Origin of the sequence: Gordonia aurantiaca, from assembly GCF_039939235.1 — a bacterium.
GTDB lineage: Bacteria > Actinomycetota > Actinomycetes > Mycobacteriales > Mycobacteriaceae > Gordonia.
On the sequence record NZ_JBDUUF010000002.1, the window covers coordinates 411,683 to 428,476 of the forward strand.

The following is a 16,794-nucleotide window of genomic DNA, read 5'->3' on the forward strand; positions in this document are numbered from 1 at the left end:
ATACTCATCGACACGTCCAGTTCCACGGCGTGATCGGCGAAGGGAGGGTCCGCTGATGACCGCGATGATCGGCATCAACGCGCACCGTCCGGTTCGACCCGTGCGCAGCACGGTCGAGGTCTTCGGCGTCCGCTGGCCCGCCCACAAGGCGCACGCGGTCGTGGCCGGTGTGGTCGCCGCGCTGGTGACCCTTGTGCTCTTCTCCTCAGCGCAGGCCGCGGCCTGGGTGTCGGCGGTCGTCGTGCTCGCCGTGTGGTGGGGCGAACGCTATCTGGCGGGAAAGGCGGCCGTGGCGTCCCGGTCGAATCCGCCCGGGATCTCGTAGATCCGGCCGTCGAAGCCGGCGCGGAACAGCCTTCCCGCCGAGAAGCCCTGTGTGCCACGGCCGTAGGAGACCACGCTCGACGTCGGCAGTCCGCTCGCGAGCACGCAATAGCGTCCCGGTGAGGTGATCCGCACGATCTCGCCGGTCGCGTTGAACGGCACGATCGGCCGGTTGCGCGAATCCAGGGTCAGGCCGTCCGGGGTCGACGGAGCTCCCGCCCCGAGCAGGCTCTGCACGACCCGCGGGTCGGTCGTCGAGATGCGGCTGACCCCGGGATTCACGAAGGTCCGCGACACGTACAGCCAGGCGTCGTCGCTGCCGAGGACCGCGCCGTTGGCGCTCGGCAGCCGACCCCAGGCCGCGTTCACCGCGCCGTTCGGCGTCACCCGCCCGATGAGATTTCCGAAGTCGTTGGTGGCGTATACATTTCCGCGTGCCGAGACGTCCATCCCGTTCGCCGCGGACAGCCCGGTGACCCACGGTCGGAACGTGCGGGAGTTCACGTCGAGCCGTCCGATCGACGCATGCCGCAGCACGTCGCCGACGACGACCCAGGGATCGGCGCCGTAACCGACGAGCAGCGTGCCGTCCGGTGTCCACGCGAGCGCACCCGCGCCGCTGCCGCCGGGCACCCGGGCGATCGGGACGGCGGGCGCGCCGGGGCGTGTCAGCCGGAACACCCGCCCGCTGACCAGGTCTGTCGTGTAGAGGCGTCCCGCGGCATCGACGGTGAGTCCCTCGAGTGCCGCGCCCGGCACGACTCCGACCGGTCGTGCAGGTGCCGCGCCCGGACACGGAGCCGCGGCGGCCGGTGCCGCGCCGCCCACCGACGTGAGGCCGGCGGCGACGCCGACCGCGGCCGCGACGGCGGTGACCCGGATGAGGCGCGGACGGCGCCGGTGGGTTCTCATGGGCCGGATACGCATGGCTGCTCCCTGGAGGTGGCGGGTCGTCGGCACACCTCGCCCGGTGTGGGCGCAGGGTCCGGCGTCGTGGCTTCGTCGGGATACCCATTCGCCGGGCATCGAACACGTGTGGAGCACACCCGCTACCGCCGGGTCGACGCACCCGGGCAGAAATCGGGTGCGCGTGCAGTGAGAACATGGAATCCGTGAGTACGCACGACGCCCAGGTCCATCATCACGGTCCGACGCTGTCCGTCGACAGCATCGAGGCGGCGTCGGCCCGAATCGCCCCGGCGGTGGCGCGCACCCCGCTCGACCACTGCCCGCGACTATCGGCCTCGGGCGCGGAGATCTACCTCAAGCGCGAGGACCTGCAGGCGGTCCGCTCGTACAAGCTGCGCGGGGCCTACAACGTGATGGCCCAGCTCTCCGAGGAGGAGCTCGCCCGGGGTGTCGTGGCCGCCAGCGCGGGCAACCACGCGCAGGGCGTCGCGTTCGCGTGCAAGTCCATGAAGGTGCATGGACGCATCTACGTCCCCACCACCACGCCCAAGCAGAAGCGGGACCGAATCCGCTGGCACGGCGGCGACTACGTCGAACTCCTGGCCATCGGTGAGACCTACGACGCCGCGGCCGCCGCCGCACAGGCCGACGTCATGCGCACCGGGGCCAGCTGGATCCACGCCTTCGACGACCCGCGCACCGCGGCCGGTCAGGGCACCATCGCCCGCGAGATCGTCGAGCAGCTCGGGCGGGTGCCCGACGTGGTGGTCGCGCCCGTCGGCGGTGGTGGCTGCCTCGCCGGCATGGCCACCTACCTGCGCGGCGTGTCCGAGGAGGTCGCGATCGTCGGCGTCGAACCGACCGGTGCGGTCTCGCTGACCGCGGCGCTGGTCAACGGCGGACCGGTGACCCTCGACGAGATCGACCCGTTCGTCGACGGCGCGGCGGTCAAGCGGATCGGTGCCATCGGGCACCGCGTGATGGCCGACCTCGGCGCCGGGGTCAGCGACCATCCGATCCTGTCCTCGATCACCGACACCCCGCAGGCGGTGATCGTGCCCGACGCCCCGGTTGCCCCGAAGCCCGGTTCGGCGCACATCATGCACGTCGACGAGGGCGCGATCTGCTCGGCGATGCTCGAGCTGTACCAGAACGAGGGCATCATCGCCGAACCCGCGGGCGCCCTCGCGGTCACCGCGCTCGACAAGCTCGACCTGCCGGCCGGCGCGACCGTGGTGTGCCTGGTCTCCGGTGGCAACAACGACGTGTCGCGATACGGCGAGATCATCGAACGCTCGCTGGTCCACCGCGGCCTCAAGCACTACTTCCTCGTCGACTTCCCTCAGGAGCCCGGCGCGCTGCGTCGATTCCTCGACGAGGTGCTCGGCCCGGACGACGACATCACGCTGTTCGAGTACGTCAAGCGCAACAACCGGGAGACCGGCGCCGCGCTCGTGGGCATCGAGCTCGGCCGACCCGACGACCTCGGCGCCCTCCTCGAACGGATGGCACACTCGAGGCTGCACTGTGAGCGGCTCGAGCCCGGATCGCCGGCCTACGAGTACCTGACCTGACCGCAGACCCACGGCCCGAGTCCCGCCGGGCGGCCTCGGGCTATGTCTTCTCCACCCCGACGATCACGTTGTGCCCGGGCGAGTCGCCTTCGGGCGTCAGGGATTCCCATGACAGCCGCACATCCAGCGGGCGGGGGAGCGGCACCGGGGTCTCGCCCGGCACGACGAGCACCCACCAGTCACCGCGGCGCATCGCGAACCAGCCGGCCTCCTCGTCGAACTCGGCGCCCACCGACGCGAACGACGGATCGTGCAGGGCGGGTTCGGCTTTCCTCAGTGCGATGAGCGACCGGTAGAAGCCGAGCAGCCGGGCGTGATCGGGTCGGGCGGGTTCGGACCAGTCCAGCTTCGACCGCTCGAACGTCTCCGGGTCCTGCGGGTCGGGGACGTCGTCTCGGTCCCAGCCGTGTTCGGCGAACTCCGACCTGCGGCCCTCGGCGGTGGCCCGGCCGAGCTCCGGCTCGGGATGGGAGGTGAAGTATCGGAACGGCGTTCGCGCACCCCATTCCTCACCCATGAACAGCATCGGCGTGAACGGCGACAGCAGCACGAGTGCGGCCTTGATCGCGAGCTGTCCGCCGTCGAGGTACTCGCTGGGCCGGTCACCCACGGCGCGGTTGCCGACCTGGTCGTGGTTGCAGGTGAATGCCAGCAGCGCCGACGCCGGCACCAGATCGGTGGGGATCGGCCGGCCGTGATGGCGGCGCCGGAACGATGAGTACGTCCCGTCGTGGAAGAAGCCGCCGGTCAACACTTTCGCGAGACATCCGGGGCTGCCGAAGTCGCCGTAGTAACCCTGCCGCTCGCCGGAGACGAAGGCGTGGATCGCGTGGTGGATGTCGTCGTCCCACTGCGCGGCGAGTCCATGACCACCGTCGGCGCGGGACAGGACCAGCCGCGGATCGTTCAGGTCGCTCTCGGCGATCAGCGAGAGCGACCGCCCGAGCTCGGCCGACAACGAGTCGGTGGCGGCGGCCAGCTCCTCGAGAATGTGAACCGCCCGTTCGTCGCGCAGAGCGTGCACGGCATCGAGTCGCAGGGCGTCGACGTGGAATTCGGTGAACCAGCGCAGCGCGGTCCCGGCGATGAACGCGCGCACCTCGTCGGAGTCGGGACCGTCGAGGTTCACCGACGACCCCCACGACGTCGTGCCGGCGCTCAGATACGGCCCGAACTCCGGCAGATGGTTGCCCGAGGGGCCGAGGTGGTTGTAGACGACGTCGAGCACGACGCCGAGTCCGCGCGCATGGCAGGCGTCGACGAACCGGGCGAGTGCGGCCGGTCCGCCGTAGGACTCCTGCACCGCATACCAACCCACCCCGTCGTAACCCCAGTTGTGGGTGCCGTTGAAGGCGTTGACCGGCATGAGTTCGACGAAGTCGACCCCCAGTTCGACGAGGTGGTCGAGACGTGCGACGGCGGAGTCGAGGGTGCCGTCCGGGGTGAAGGTGCCGAGGTGGAGCTCGTAGACGATCGCGCCGCGCACGTCGCGTCCGGTCCATCGGCTGTCGGTCCACACCGACTCGTCGACGGTGAAGAGGGCGGACAGGCCGTGGACGCCTTCGGGCTGCCGCACCGACCGCGGGTCGGGTCGCACGTCCGAGCCGTCCACCGAGAACCCGTAGCGCAGGTCGGCGGGGGTCGGGTCGAATCCCTCGGGCGCGGTGTCGAGTTGCCACCACCCGCCGTCCCGCCGCGACATCGGGTGCAGGGAGGTGGGGGAGTCCGGGCCGGTGGCCAGCGCCAGGGACACGCTCTCGGCGGCCGGCGCCCACACGCGGAGCTCGCCGACCGTCCGGGGCGGGACGAATGGCTCGACCGAGGAAATCAGGGGCAGTTTCGCCCTCCGTTGGTCGACCGTCCCGGTTACAGTTCTCCCGACACGGAGTGAGTCACGATTCTGTTCGCCCACCTCTGCACGGTATGTCGAAGGCGACTTCGGTGCAGACCGGCGATAATGTGACCCCACGCACAAACATATATCGAAAGCGGGGTATATTACGGCGACGCTCATGCCCAAGGGGGGGCACGTCGAGCAGTTCCGCCGAGCGGGGTGCGTGAGATCAGGAGAGCTCACGGACGCCGTGGCCTGACGGCCGGTGAACGGGGTAAGCCGAGACGCAAGGGTAGGGATTGAGCACAGACGCAGTCACCTCAGATCGCGAGGAGGTCGGCCGGAAGAGGCCGAATGCGGTTCGCGCGTGGTACGACAAGCACATCGTCGCCTCGTTCGACACCTTCGGACGCCAGTTGGGCATGTTCGTCGAGGTGTTCCGCACCCTCTTCGCCGACATCGCCAAGCGGCGATTCCCTTTCGGCGAGTTCGTCCGTCAGTGCGCTTTCATGGCGTCGACCTCGGTCTTCCCGACGCTGCTCGTCGCCATCCCGATCGGCGTCATCGTCTCGATCCAGGTGTCGAACATCGCCGGTCAGGTCGGTGCGACGTCGTTCTCCGGCGCGGCGACCGGCCTCGGCGTCATCCGCCAGGGCGCGCCGCTGGTCACCTCGCTGCTGCTGGCCGGCGCGGTCGGCTCGGCCATCGCCGCCGACCTCGGCTCCCGCACCATCCGTGACGAGATCGACGCGATGAAGGTCATGGGCGTCAACCCCATCGAGCGCCTCATCTCGCCGCGTCTGCTCGCCACCATGGTGGTCAGCTTCCTGCTCTGCGGCTTCGTGTGCTTCGTCGGCTTCATCACCGGCTACGTCTTCAACGTGTACTTCCAGGGCGGCACGCCCGGCAGTTACACGGGCACGTTCGCGTCTTTCGCGACGACATCCGACCTGATGTTCGCGTTGGCGAAAGCCGTCATATTCGGCGCGATCGTGGCGATCGTCGCCTGCGATCGCGGTCTGTCGACGAAGGGCGGCCCCGCGGGCGTGGCCAACTCGGTGAACGCGGCGGTGGTGAACTCGGTGCTCTTGCTGTTCACCGTGAACGTCATCCTGACTCAGCTGTTCGCGATCCTCTTCCCGGCGAAGGTGGTGTGAGATGACCGCGTCACGGTATGTGCCACCTGTACTCAAGCCGGTCGAGGCCGCGGCCAAGGTCGTCTACCACGCACCGCGCAACGGCCTCGCCGCGATGGGTCACCTCATCACGTTCCTGGTCAAGTCCATCGGCGCCGTCCCGCTGGCGTTCCGCCAGTACAGCGGTGAGGTCTGGCGGCTGCTGTCGGACGTCGCCTGGGGCAACGGCGCGATCGTCGTCGGCGGCGGCACCGTTGGCGTCATGGTGATCCTCGGCATCATGGGCGGCGCCACGGTCGGCATCGAGGGCTACACCGCGCTCAACCTGCTCGGCATGTCGCCGGTGACCGGTGGCCTGTCGGCGTTCGCCACGACCCGCGAGATCGCGCCGCTACTGGCCGCGACGGCGTTCACCGCCCAATCCGGTTGTCGGTTCACCGCGCAGCTGGGTTCGATGCGCATCGCCGAGGAGATCGACGCGCTCGAGTCGATCGCGATCCGGCCGCTGCCGTACCTGGTCACCACCCGCATGTGCGCCGCGGTGCTCGCGATCATCCCGCTGTACTCGGTGTCACTGGCGGCCAATTACCTGGCGTGCGAGTTCATGTTCATGATCCAGAGTGGTCAGGGCCCGGGCACCTATCTGTACTACTTCCACTCGTTCATCCTGTCGTGGGACGTGGTGTTCTCCTTCATCAAGGTGATCGTCTTCGTCCTGCTGACCACCTTCATCCAGTGCTACTACGGATACTTCGCCGCTGGGGGGCCAGAAGGTGTGGGAATCGCCGCCGGACATGCCATTCGACTCGCGATCATCGTCATCGTGTTCGCGAACCTGATCATGACCCTCGTGTTCTGGGGCACCTCGCCCGGAATCCAGATCTCGGGATGAGGGGGAGACGGTGAACATCGCAACCGACGGGCGCAATCCCTCGATGACGCAGTATGTCCTGCGGGGCATCGCGTTCGTGATCGTGCTGCTCGTGATCTTCGTCCTGCTGTTCATGCGCTACCAGGGCGACTTCACCAAGACGGTCGCCGTGACCGCGGACCTCGTCGACGTCGGCGACGGCCTGACACCGGGCGCCGACGTCCGCTACAACGGCCTGATCGTCGGCTCGGTCGAGTCCATCTCGGTCGATGAGAACAGCCGGGAGGACGCCGCCGACGTCATCAAGCAGGTCCACATCGACATCACCCCGCAGCAGGCCAAGGGCATCCCGGCCTCGGTGACCGCGCGGACGGTGCCGTCGAACCTGTTCGGCGTCAACAGTGTCGAGCTGGTGCGGCCCGCCGATCCGGGTGAGGAGCGGCTGTCGAACGGCGACGTGATCGAGGCCGACCGGTCCTTGGAGACCATCAAACTGCAGGACGCGCAGAACGAGCTGAACCGACTGCTCGACGCGGTTCCGCCGGAGGACCTCGCCGAGGTGCTCGGCACCATCGCCGGCGCGCTCAAGGGTGGCGGTTCGGTGTTCGGGTCCTTCGTGGGCGTGCTGCGCAACTACTTCGACTCGATCAACGCCCAGTTCCCGCCGGGTGCGCCCCCGGGCTTCGACAACTTCGACCGGTCGCTGACCGGCCTGGCCGAGTCCGCGCCGGAACTGCTGGATGCGCTGGGCCGCAGCGTGATCCCCTCGGTGACGCTCGCCGAGAAACAGCGCGACCTCGCGGCGTTGCTGTCGGGCAGCCAGGGACTGCTCGATCAGACCCAACTGATGTTCGCCCGTAACGGCAACGGCGGCCAGCGTCTGGTCTCCGACCTCAACCGCATGCTGGGCGCCACCGTGCTCGAGCCGAATTCGCTGCCGCAGGCGATCATCGCGCTCAACAACCTGGCCGCCCGCGTGCTGACGGTCTTCACCGGAACCAACGGTCACGTGCAGCTGAACATCGGTGTGAGCTTCGGTGCGTATGTCCGCTACACGCGGCAGAATTGCCCGGTGTACAACGGCGGTCCGTACGGGCAGCTGCGCGGACCGGGATGTGTCGGGCCGGGCACCGGCACGGGGCCGACGATGTCGGGTCCGCTGCAGATCTACCCGTCCGACGGCATGCGCCGGAACAAGCCGGTCGGCATGGTGACGAGCGGTTCGGACAACAAGACCCTCGGAACGGTGCTGCGCCGCAAGCCGTCGGCGGCCGACACGATCATGCTCGGGCCGCTGGTCCAGTCCATCGACGCACGAAACACCACGACGGGAGAGGGAGGGGGACGATGAGCGCGGCCTCGGGTTCGATTCGCAAGCCGCTGATCGGCTTCTCGATCTTCGCCGTGCTGGCGTTGCTCGTGACATACGTGATCTTCTCGACCCTGGAACGGTCGGTGCCGGGATCGACGAACGGCTACACCGCCTTCTTCGACGACGCGTCGGGCCTCGCGACCGGTGACGACGTCCGCATGGCCGGTGTCCGCGTCGGTCGCGTCGGCAAGATCGAACTCGACGGTGACCGGGCCCGGGTCGATTTCGAGGTGCAGACCGACCAGACGGTCTACACCAACACCCGTGCCGCCATCCGCTATCAGAACCTCATCGGTCAGCGGTATCTCAACCTGACCCTCGTGGACGGCAAGGAGAGCAAGCCGCTGAGGCCCGGTTCGACACTGGAGATGCCGTCGGAGAACTCCTACGACGTCACCAAGCTGCTCGCCGGTTTCCAGCCGGTGTTCGAGACCCTCGACGCCGACCAGGTGAACGCTCTGTCGCAGGGACTGATCGACGTGTTCAACGACCCGACCAACACGGTCGCGCTGACCAACACCGTCGCCGAGGTGGGCCGCCTCGCGGAGGACACCGCCAACCGCGACGCGGTCATCGGCGCGATCATCGACAACCTCAGCGTGACCATGCGCGACCTCGCGCGGCAGGGCGACCAGTTCGGCACGGTGATGCAGTCGATGAGCAACCTGATCGAGAACCTCAACTCGAACTCGGCGGCATTCGGTCGCGCGGTCACCGACATCGGCCGCACCGCAAGCGGTTTCGCCGATGTGCTGAGCCGCAGCCGCGACAGCCTGGCGGCCGCGGCGACCAACGGGCGCATCGCCACCAACACGCTCATCGCCAACGGCGCCAAGCTCGACCGGATGGCCGTCGACGCGCCGATCTTCCTCGGTCACTTCCCGCTGGTGCTGGGCGAGGGTGCCTATCTGAACATCTACGCCTGCGACCTCGACGTCGCGATCGGTGATGTCCTGCTGCCGCCGGGGATCTTCAACAAGATCGGCGGCACGAATCACTCGGTGGTGTGCCGATGAACTGGTTCCGCAGAAGCTTCCGGAAGAACAGTCGCGTCTGGACCGGCGTGATCGGGGCGATCGTCATCGTGGCGCTGCTGCTCGGCATCACCGCGATCGCCGAGGCGCACCTCGGCAAGCAGACGCTCACCGCCGACTTCGCACAGGCCGGGGGCATCCGCCCCGGCGACATGGTGCGCGTGGCCGGCATCGACGTCGGCGAGGTCACCGGCACCGAACTGGCCGGTGACCACGTGAAGGTGACGATGAAGGTCGACTCCGACATCAAGGTGAAGACCGACGGTTCGGCGGAGATCAAGATGTCGACGCTGCTGGGTCAGCGCTATGTCGATGTGTCCCTGGGCCGTTCGGACGAGGAGATCAAGGACGGGTACATCGAGAACACCGAGGTGCCCTACGACCTCAACCAGACCATCCAGGAGGGTGCGCCGATCCTGACCGGCATCGACGACAAGACCCTCGCGGAGAGTCTCGACGAACTCAACTCGCAGATGTCCGGCGTCCCGGCGATCACCAAGCCGACCTTCGACGCGCTGACCCAGATGTCGGAGGTCATCACCAGCCGCAAGGACCAGCTGAACCAGCTGATCAAGGACACCGAGACGATCACGAACATCGTCAACGACCACCAGGCGCAGCTGGCGGTGATCGTCGGCCAGGGCCGTGAACTGACCCAGAAGATCGTCGCCCGTGAGGAACTGGTGACCCGGCTGCTCGACGGCATCGCCGAGCTGACCGAGCAGGCCAGCGCGGTGGCCGGTGAGAACGCCAACCAGTTCGCGCCGATCATGGCCAACCTCAACACGATCACGCAGGGCCTGGAGAAGAACCGCAACAACCTGCGCAAGCTGCTGGAGATCCTGCCGGTGACAGCACGTCTCACCAACAACGTCATCGGTGACGGCCCCTACGCGAACGGTTATCTGCCGTGGGGCATCTTCCCGGACAACTGGCTGTGCCTGGCGAAGGTGGTGGACGGATGCTGAGCATGACCAGACTGCGTCGGTCGACGCTGCTCGTGTGCATCTCGCTACTCGGCGTCATCGGGTTGTCGGGATGCTCGATGATCCCCGGCAGCTGGAAGGCCGCCTTCGGTCAGGCGATCGAGGTGACCGCCTACTTCGACAACGTCGCCGGTCTGTACGTCACCAACGACGTCGCGGTGCTGGGCATGCCGGTCGGGCAGGTGACCGCCGTCGAGCCGCAAGGCGATCGGGTCAAGGTCACCATGACCATCGACTCCGACGTCCCGGTGCCGGCCGACGCGACCGCGGCGATCGTCAACACCTCGATCGTCACCACCCGCCACGTCGAGCTGAGCCCGGTCTACCAGGGCGGCCCGCGCCTCGAGGACGGCTCGATCATCAACGAGACCAAGGCCCCGGTCTCGGTGGGCGAACTGTTCGACGCCATCGACGGTCTCGTCGTCGCACTCAAGGGCCCGAAGGACGGTCCGGCGCCGCTGGCCGACATGATCGACATCACCTCGGGGATCGCCGACGGAAACGGCGAGGAGATCCGCGCCGCCCTGCGACAGCTGGGCGAGGCGTCGGAAGTGGTGTCCGGCAACAGCGATGCGCTCGTCGACGTCATCGAGACCATCGAAGGACTCACCACCACGCTGGTGAAGAACTACCCCAAGATGACGGCGTTCTCGAAGTCGGTCAACGAGGTGTCGGAACTGCTGGGACAGCAGTCGCCGGGTCTGGTCGCCACGCTGCGCAACCTGAACCAGACGCTGCAGAACACCTCGGAGTTCTTGCGTGACAACACCAACACGATCTCGGTGTCGTTCGACCGTCTCGCGGCGCTGACCGCCAACCTCAGCGACTACTCGCGGCAGGTCGTCGAGACCATCGACGTCGCACCGCTGCTGTTCCAGAACCTGAGCAACTCGATCTCCGCCGAACAAGGGGCGTGGCGTGCACAGGTGCTGCTGGACAAGTCGCTGGTCGACAACGAGCTGCTCGCCAAGTTCTGTGAGGCGATCAACCTGCAGAAGGACGGCTGCCGCACGGGCAAGCTGAAGGACTTCGGTCCCGACCTCGGCATCTACTCGGCCATGTGGGAGCTGACGAAGAAATGAGAGCGGCGACAAGGCAAGCCCTGCGCACCGGTGACCGGACGACGCTCCGGCGGTCCCGTATGCGCCGCGGAAGTGTGCTCGCGCTGCTGCTGAGCGTCCTGATGGGACTGACCGGCTGCGGCATGCTGCCGAGCCTGACGGTGGAGCAGATCCCGCTGCCCGCACCGGGTGGCATCGGTGAATCCATCGAGATCACCGCGAATTTCGACAACGCGCTCAACCTGCCGAGTCGCGCCAAGGTGAAGCTCAACGGCATGGACATCGGACAGGTCAACTCGATCGAGGCCAAGGACTACAAGGCGATCGTGAAGATGGCCGTCAGCAAGGACGCGCGGCTGCCGGTCGGCACGGGAGCCGAACTGCGCCAGGCGACCCCGCTCGGCGACGTGTTCGTCGCGCTGCTGCCGCCGCCCAATGCGCCCAACGGCTACATGCGCAACGGTGACACGCTGTCCGGCCCGACGTCCGCGGCCGCGACGGTCGAGGATCTGCTCATCAGCATGTCCGGTGTGGTCGACAGCGGTTCGCTGAACTCGCTGACGATCATCCTCACCGAGCTGAGCAAGGCCGTTGCCACCAACCCGTCGGATCTCAGCGGCGCGATCGTCGGCCTGACCACCGGTATCCGCAAGCTCAACCAGAACGCGGGCCGGGTGGACCGGTCGCTGGAGAACACGCGCATCCTCACCGGAGAGCTGGCCGAGGGGCGCGCCCAGATCATGGCGTCGATCAACAAGCTGGGTCCGGCGCTGAATTCGCTCAACTCGCAGATCGATTCGATCCTGACCACCCTCGACAAGACCCAGACGGTCACCAAGGCGACCAACGACTTCCTCAACACCGACCAGGACGATCTGGTCGAGATGCTCGAGCACCTGTCGACGGTCCTGGCCGGCCTGCGTCAGGCGGCGGGGCCGCTCGGATCGTTGGCCGACAACCTGCACCTGCTGGTGCCCAAGTGGGTCAAGTCGACCCCCGGCAGTGCGGCCGCGGTCTCGGCCAAGGTGTACTGGCTCAACCCGGGTGTCGGATTCGACTCGGCCAGCAGGCTTCCCGAGGCCTCCGACATCGACTCGGGGTCGGCGGCCCTGCAGCAGACGATAGCCCGGTTGATCGCCCGGCTCACCGGAACCAAGGGGTGCTGCGGATGAGCGGCGTGGTCGGTTTCCTGCGCAAGCACTCGGTGCTGTTCGGCAACATCGCGCTCGTCGTGGTGATGTTCGTCGGCCTTGCCTACCTGTCGATGGGGGCGCTGAGCTGGCGGCCGCTGGAGAGCAAGTACTCGGTGACCATCGACTTCCCGATCTCCGGCGGCCTGCAGGACACCTCGGGTGTCACGTTGCGCGGAGCCAAGATCGGCGACGTCGAGTCGCTGCAGGTGCAACCTGAGTCGGTGACCGTGAAGGTCTCCATCGACTCGCGGTACAAGATCAACCGTAATTCCAAGGTCGCGGCACTGGGGTTGTCCGCGGCGGGCGAGCAGTACGTCGACTTCCAGCCGACCACCAACGACGGGCCGTACCTGAAAGACGGCGATCGCATCGGTCCGGCGCAGACCGAGGTCACCACGCCGTTCCCGGATCTGCTCGAGTCCTCGCTGGAACTGATCCAGGAGATCGACGCCGAGCAGCTGCGGTCGGCCGTCGACAACCTGCGGATCGCGCTGAACACCGACGACGGCAACAACGACCTCAAGGTCCTGTTCGACTCGGGCGGAACGATCTTCGCCAAGCTCTACACCGCGCTGCCGGAGACCACGCGCCTGATCAAGAACGCCGGCACGATCTTCGAGACGACCTCGCAGATCCAGCCCGACTTCGGCGACACCGTCTCGTCGCTGAGTGACCTGATCAACGCCGCGGCCGCCGCGGACAAGGAACTGCGCACGCTCCTCGACCGCGGACCGTCGCAGATGACGAGCCTCGCCGGATCGATCAACCAACTCACCGATCCGGTGACCAACGTGATGAAGCAGTTCCTCGACATCGCCGAGCAGGGCGCACTGCGCGCCCCGGCGCTGGCGGTGCTGCTGCCGTCGATCCGCGACGCCAGCATCAAGAGCCTCGCCATGTTCCACGACGGCGCGTGGTGGGTCTTCGGTTCGGTGTACCCGCGCTCGGCCTGCAACTACCCGGTCACGCCGCGCCGGCCGACCCAGATCCTCGAATTGGCGGTCCCGGTCAATCTGTACTGTGTGACCGAGGATCCCAACCAGCAGATCCGCGGCTCGGCCAACGCACCACGACCGCCGGGCGACGACACCGCCGGACCGCCGCCGGGCTACGACCCGAACGCGCGCACGGTGCCGCTCGACAAATGACGACTCGACACCCGACGAAGACAAGTTGCGTGACCTGTAGATGACAGACCATGAAAACGACCGAGAGAACGCCGATCTCGAGACCCCGGACGTGACCACCGACAGCACCGTCGACGAGATCGACACCGCGCAGGCCGATCCCGGCAAGACGGGGAAGGTGAGCACGGGGAAGGTGCGCACCGAGAAGGTGAGCACCGAGAAGGCCGCCACGCCGCGGGGCAAGGGCGCGCGACGTGCCGCCTCGGGTGCCGCCGCGTCGTCGGAGACGACGGCCGAGACGCCGTCGGGCAGGTCCGGCAAGGAGTTCTCGCTGACCATCACCACGCGGGGCATCCTGCGCACCCTCGGTGCGCTCCTGGTGATCGCGCTGATCGTCGTCGTGGGCTTCCTCGGCTGGCGCACCTACACGTTGCAGCGGGAGGCCGACGCCTTCGCCGACGCCAAGACGGCCTCGGCCGATTTCGTCGCCAAATTGGTGACGACGCTCAACGCCGACAACGCAGGCAAGTCCAAGGAGCTGCTCGGCCCGCTGTCGACGGGGGAGTTGCGCGAGCGCCTCGAGCAGGAGCGTGACGACACCGAGCAGAACGTCGAGGCCCTCAAGATCGAGGTGACGTCGAAGATCAACGTCGTCGCGGTCGAGACCGTTTCCACCGACACCGCCAAGACCGTGGTCATGGCCGAGGTCACCGGCCGCAGCGTCAAGCTGCCGACCGGCGGCACCAGCCTGATGGTGTTCCGCCTCGACCTCGCCGAGGAAGACGGCAAGTGGCTGGTGTCCAAGGTCGACGGTCCGCCCGGGGCCCCGAGCGGCCAGATCGATCCGTCCCAGTCGCTGCCGGGCACCGGGGGCGGCGCGCCGCAGGAGGGTCAGCCGGCACCGGCGCCGCAGCCGGGCGGATAGTCGCTCCGAGGGGGTTCGATCGCACGTGCTCCCACGGGGAGCGGGTGCTCCCCGTGGTCGACCTGCTCACACGCGAAGGAGACGATCCCGCGCGTGGTGAATCTGCCGCGCGGGATGAGGTTCGCGTGATCCTCAGGCCCGCACCAGGATCGCGACCGGATGCGCCGTGCGTGCGGTGTGCAGGTCGACAGTGCCCTCGTACATGTCCCCGGTCCGCTCGTCGCGCCAGCGCACCCCGTCGGGCAGCTCGACGATCGTCGACGACGCGGATCCGGCGTCGAGGCTGTGGGTGAACCGCGCGGTGATCACCACGACCTCCGCGGACCCGGCGGTGCCGCGCGCGAACGCGAGCGCGTGGTCGTGGCCGGCGCCCTCGACCGGGAGGCCGACGTAGGTGCCGCGTTCTCCGAAGGCATCCGGGTGCTCGGCGCGCACGCGCAGCGCGGTCCGGACCAGTTCGGCCTTCGGGTGATCCATCGGCCGGCCGAAGTCGACGGGCCGCCGGTTGTCGGGGTCGACGAGCGAGTCCTCCCACCACTCGGTGCCCTGGTAGATGTCGGGGACACCGGGACCGAGGATCGCGATCGCCTTGCGCGCCAGGGCTTCCTGACGCCACGCGGGCGTGACGCGGCGCACGAGCTCGGTGATCGCGGACGCAATCGACGTGGTCGTGACCTCGTCGATCCAGCGTTCGACCGAGACCTCGAACTCCTCGTCGATCTCGGTCCACGAGGTGTGGAGGCCGGCCTCGCGGCACGCCTTGCGCGCGTACTCGATGAGGCGGGTGCGCAGCTCCTCGGTCACGTTCCCGTCGACCGGCCACACCCCGAAGATGTTCTGCAGCAGGAAGTATGCGGTCAGCCCGTCGGGGATCTCGGTGTTCAGCCACACCTTCTCGACGAGCAGTGACCAGCGCTCGGGCACCTGCGACAGCAGCGCGATGCGTGCGCGGACGTCCTCGCCGCGCTTGGTGTCGTGGGTCGACGTCGCGGTCATGGCCAGCGGCCACAACCTCGCCCGCTGTTCGTTGTGTTCGTGGAACCAGGCCAGGGCGATCGCGGGATTGGCGGGATCACCACCCACCTCCTGCGCGGAGACGAGGCGCGCGGTCCGGTAGAACAGGCTGTCCTCGACGCTCTTCGCGGTGACGGCGCCGCAGGTCTGCGCCAGCCGCGAGGCCGCGGCGCCGGGGGTGGCGGTCGCCCGGACGATGGTGTCGAGCGCCCGGGTGAGGGCGGGCTTCTCCGCGGCGACCCGCACCGCGGCTGCCTCCAGCCGGGGCCGCAGCGACGGATAGTCGGCCCGGTACACGCCGAGTCGGGCGATCAGCTCCGCACACGCCTCGCCCACCGCGTCGGCGTCGGCGGCGGGATCGGAATGGGTGATGGCCCGGACCAGCCGGCGTAGTTCGCTGGGGAAGGACTCGCGCAGGACCTCCGGCTTCCGGCGGCGTTCGACGTTCTCGACCCAGATCGAGTCGCCGGTCTCGCCGGTGAGGTGCTCGTGCAGTTCGGTGAGCTGTACGACGCCGGACGGTGCGACGAACACCCCGTCGATGACTCGCATCTGGTCGTAGCCGGTGGTGCCCTCGACCGGCAGCGTCGGCTCGAGCGGTTCGTCGGGGGCCAGGATCTTCTCGATGTAGATCACCCGCTCGTCGCCCATGTCGGCGCGCAACCGGCGCAGATACTGCTGCGGATCCCACAGTCCGTCCGGATGATCCACGCGCACACCGTCGATCAGGTCCTCGGCGACGAGCTTGCGCAGCCAGTCGTGCGTGGCCTCGTAGACCACCGGGTCCTCCTGGCGGAGGGCGGCGAGTTCGTTGACGGTGAAGAACCGGCGGTACCCGATCAGTCCGCTGTTCCACGGCACCAGCTTGTAGTACTGGCGCGCATGGACCTCCATCGGCGTGCCGTCCCCGGTCCCGGGGGCGATGGGGAAGGCGTGGTCGTGGTAGCGCAGGTTGCCGCGGTCGTCGATGGTGAGCGGGCCGAGGTCACCGTCGGCCGCGACGACCGGCAGTGCGATCTTGCCGCCGGCGCCGTTGTCCTCGGAGAAGTCGACGTCGAAGAACGACGCGTACCGCGAATGCGGGCCGTGACGCAACAGATCCGCGAACCACGGGTTGGCGAGCGCATCGGCGATGCCGGTGTGGTTGGGCACGATGTCGATGATCAGCCCGAGTCCGCGGTCGCGTGCGGCATTGCGCAACTCGCGCAGCCCCTCGAGGCCGCCGAGGGTCTCCGACACCGACGGCGGCGGCAGCCAGTCGTACCCGTGTGTCGATCCCGTCGCCGCGGTGCCGATGGGGGACAGGTAGACGTGGCTGACCCCCAGCTCGACGAGGTGGTCGAGGGTCGCGACCACGTCGGCGAAGGTGAAGTCGGCGTTCCCCTGGAGGCGGTACGTGGCACGCGGGTTCGGCCGCATCGTCTCGGTCCCCAT

Annotated in this window: 14 protein-coding genes; 11 read left to right on the top strand and 3 right to left on the bottom strand. The window is 68.0% G+C overall.

Translation table 11 applies throughout. From position 1 onward, the window contains the following. Positions 1-55 precede the first annotated feature (55 nt). Complete coding sequence (locus ABFT43_RS06865) at positions 56-325, top strand: hypothetical protein (protein ID WP_347959620.1); 270 nt, start codon at positions 56-58, stop codon at positions 323-325. Here the strand turns inward: ABFT43_RS06865 and ABFT43_RS06870 are convergent. Then, the gene (locus ABFT43_RS06870; RefSeq protein ID WP_457590107.1) at positions 268-1,251 is read right to left on the bottom strand and encodes an SMP-30/gluconolactonase/LRE family protein; all 984 of its coding nucleotides are present in this window, start codon (positions 1,249-1,251) and stop codon (positions 268-270) included. The genes ABFT43_RS06865 and ABFT43_RS06870 overlap by 58 nt on opposite strands. Before the next feature lie 176 nt (positions 1,252-1,427). Between ABFT43_RS06870 and ilvA the strand changes: the two genes are divergently transcribed. Continuing rightward, entirely contained in the window at positions 1,428-2,807 is a 1,380-nt protein-coding gene (gene ilvA, locus ABFT43_RS06875; protein ID WP_347959621.1) for a threonine ammonia-lyase IlvA, read from the top strand. Between the two features lie 40 nt (positions 2,808-2,847). Here ilvA and treZ read toward each other — a convergent pair whose 3' ends face one another. Continuing rightward, positions 2,848-4,584: a malto-oligosyltrehalose trehalohydrolase gene (gene treZ / locus ABFT43_RS06880; protein WP_347959622.1), complete on the bottom strand. Its 1,737-nt coding sequence runs from the start codon at positions 4,582-4,584 to the stop codon at positions 2,848-2,850. Positions 4,585-4,940: 356 nt separating this feature from the next. On the opposite strand from treZ, the gene ABFT43_RS06885 reads away from it, so the two are divergent. From ABFT43_RS06885 to ABFT43_RS06925, 9 genes are read left to right on the top strand one after another with little or no spacing between them, the layout of a single operon-like run. Beyond that, complete coding sequence (locus ABFT43_RS06885; RefSeq protein WP_347959623.1) at positions 4,941-5,798, top strand: MlaE family ABC transporter permease; 858 nt, start codon at positions 4,941-4,943, stop codon at positions 5,796-5,798. 1 nt (position 5,799) lies between these two features. Then, positions 5,800-6,669, top strand: coding sequence for an ABC transporter permease (locus ABFT43_RS06890; protein ID WP_347959624.1), 870 nt, complete (start codon positions 5,800-5,802; stop codon positions 6,667-6,669). Between the two features lie 10 nt (positions 6,670-6,679). After that, a complete protein-coding gene (locus ABFT43_RS06895; RefSeq protein WP_347959625.1) occupies positions 6,680-7,999 on the top strand; it encodes an MlaD family protein in 1,320 nt (439 codons plus the stop codon). Further along, entirely contained in the window at positions 7,996-9,036 is a 1,041-nt protein-coding gene (locus tag ABFT43_RS06900) for an MCE family protein (RefSeq protein WP_347959626.1), read from the top strand. Before ABFT43_RS06895 ends, ABFT43_RS06900 begins: the two co-directional genes overlap by 4 nt. After that, positions 9,033-10,022 carry an MCE family protein gene (locus ABFT43_RS06905; protein WP_347959627.1) on the top strand — a complete coding sequence of 330 codons (990 nt, stop codon included), beginning with the start codon at positions 9,033-9,035 and terminating at the stop codon, positions 10,020-10,022. Before ABFT43_RS06900 ends, ABFT43_RS06905 begins: the two co-directional genes overlap by 4 nt. Next, positions 10,016-11,122 (top strand): MCE family protein, encoded by a 1,107-nt coding sequence (locus ABFT43_RS06910; protein ID WP_347959628.1) that lies wholly within the window; start codon positions 10,016-10,018, stop codon positions 11,120-11,122. The genes ABFT43_RS06905 and ABFT43_RS06910 overlap by 7 nt, the downstream gene beginning before the upstream one ends. Then, entirely contained in the window at positions 11,119-12,273 is a 1,155-nt protein-coding gene (locus ABFT43_RS06915) for an MlaD family protein (RefSeq protein ID WP_347959629.1), read from the top strand. The genes ABFT43_RS06910 and ABFT43_RS06915 overlap by 4 nt, the downstream gene beginning before the upstream one ends. Beyond that, on the top strand, positions 12,270-13,442 hold the full coding sequence (locus tag ABFT43_RS06920; protein ID WP_347959630.1) for an MlaD family protein: 1,173 nt from the start codon (positions 12,270-12,272) through the stop codon (positions 13,440-13,442). The genes ABFT43_RS06915 and ABFT43_RS06920 overlap by 4 nt, the downstream gene beginning before the upstream one ends. Positions 13,443-13,482: 40 nt before the next feature. After that, a complete protein-coding gene (locus ABFT43_RS06925) occupies positions 13,483-14,346 on the top strand; it encodes a hypothetical protein (RefSeq protein ID WP_347959631.1) in 864 nt (287 codons plus the stop codon). Positions 14,347-14,478: 132 nt separating this feature from the next. On the opposite strand, the gene treY is transcribed toward ABFT43_RS06925, so the two are convergent. Further along, entirely contained in the window at positions 14,479-16,794 is a 2,316-nt protein-coding gene (gene treY / locus ABFT43_RS06930) for a malto-oligosyltrehalose synthase (protein WP_347959632.1), read from the bottom strand.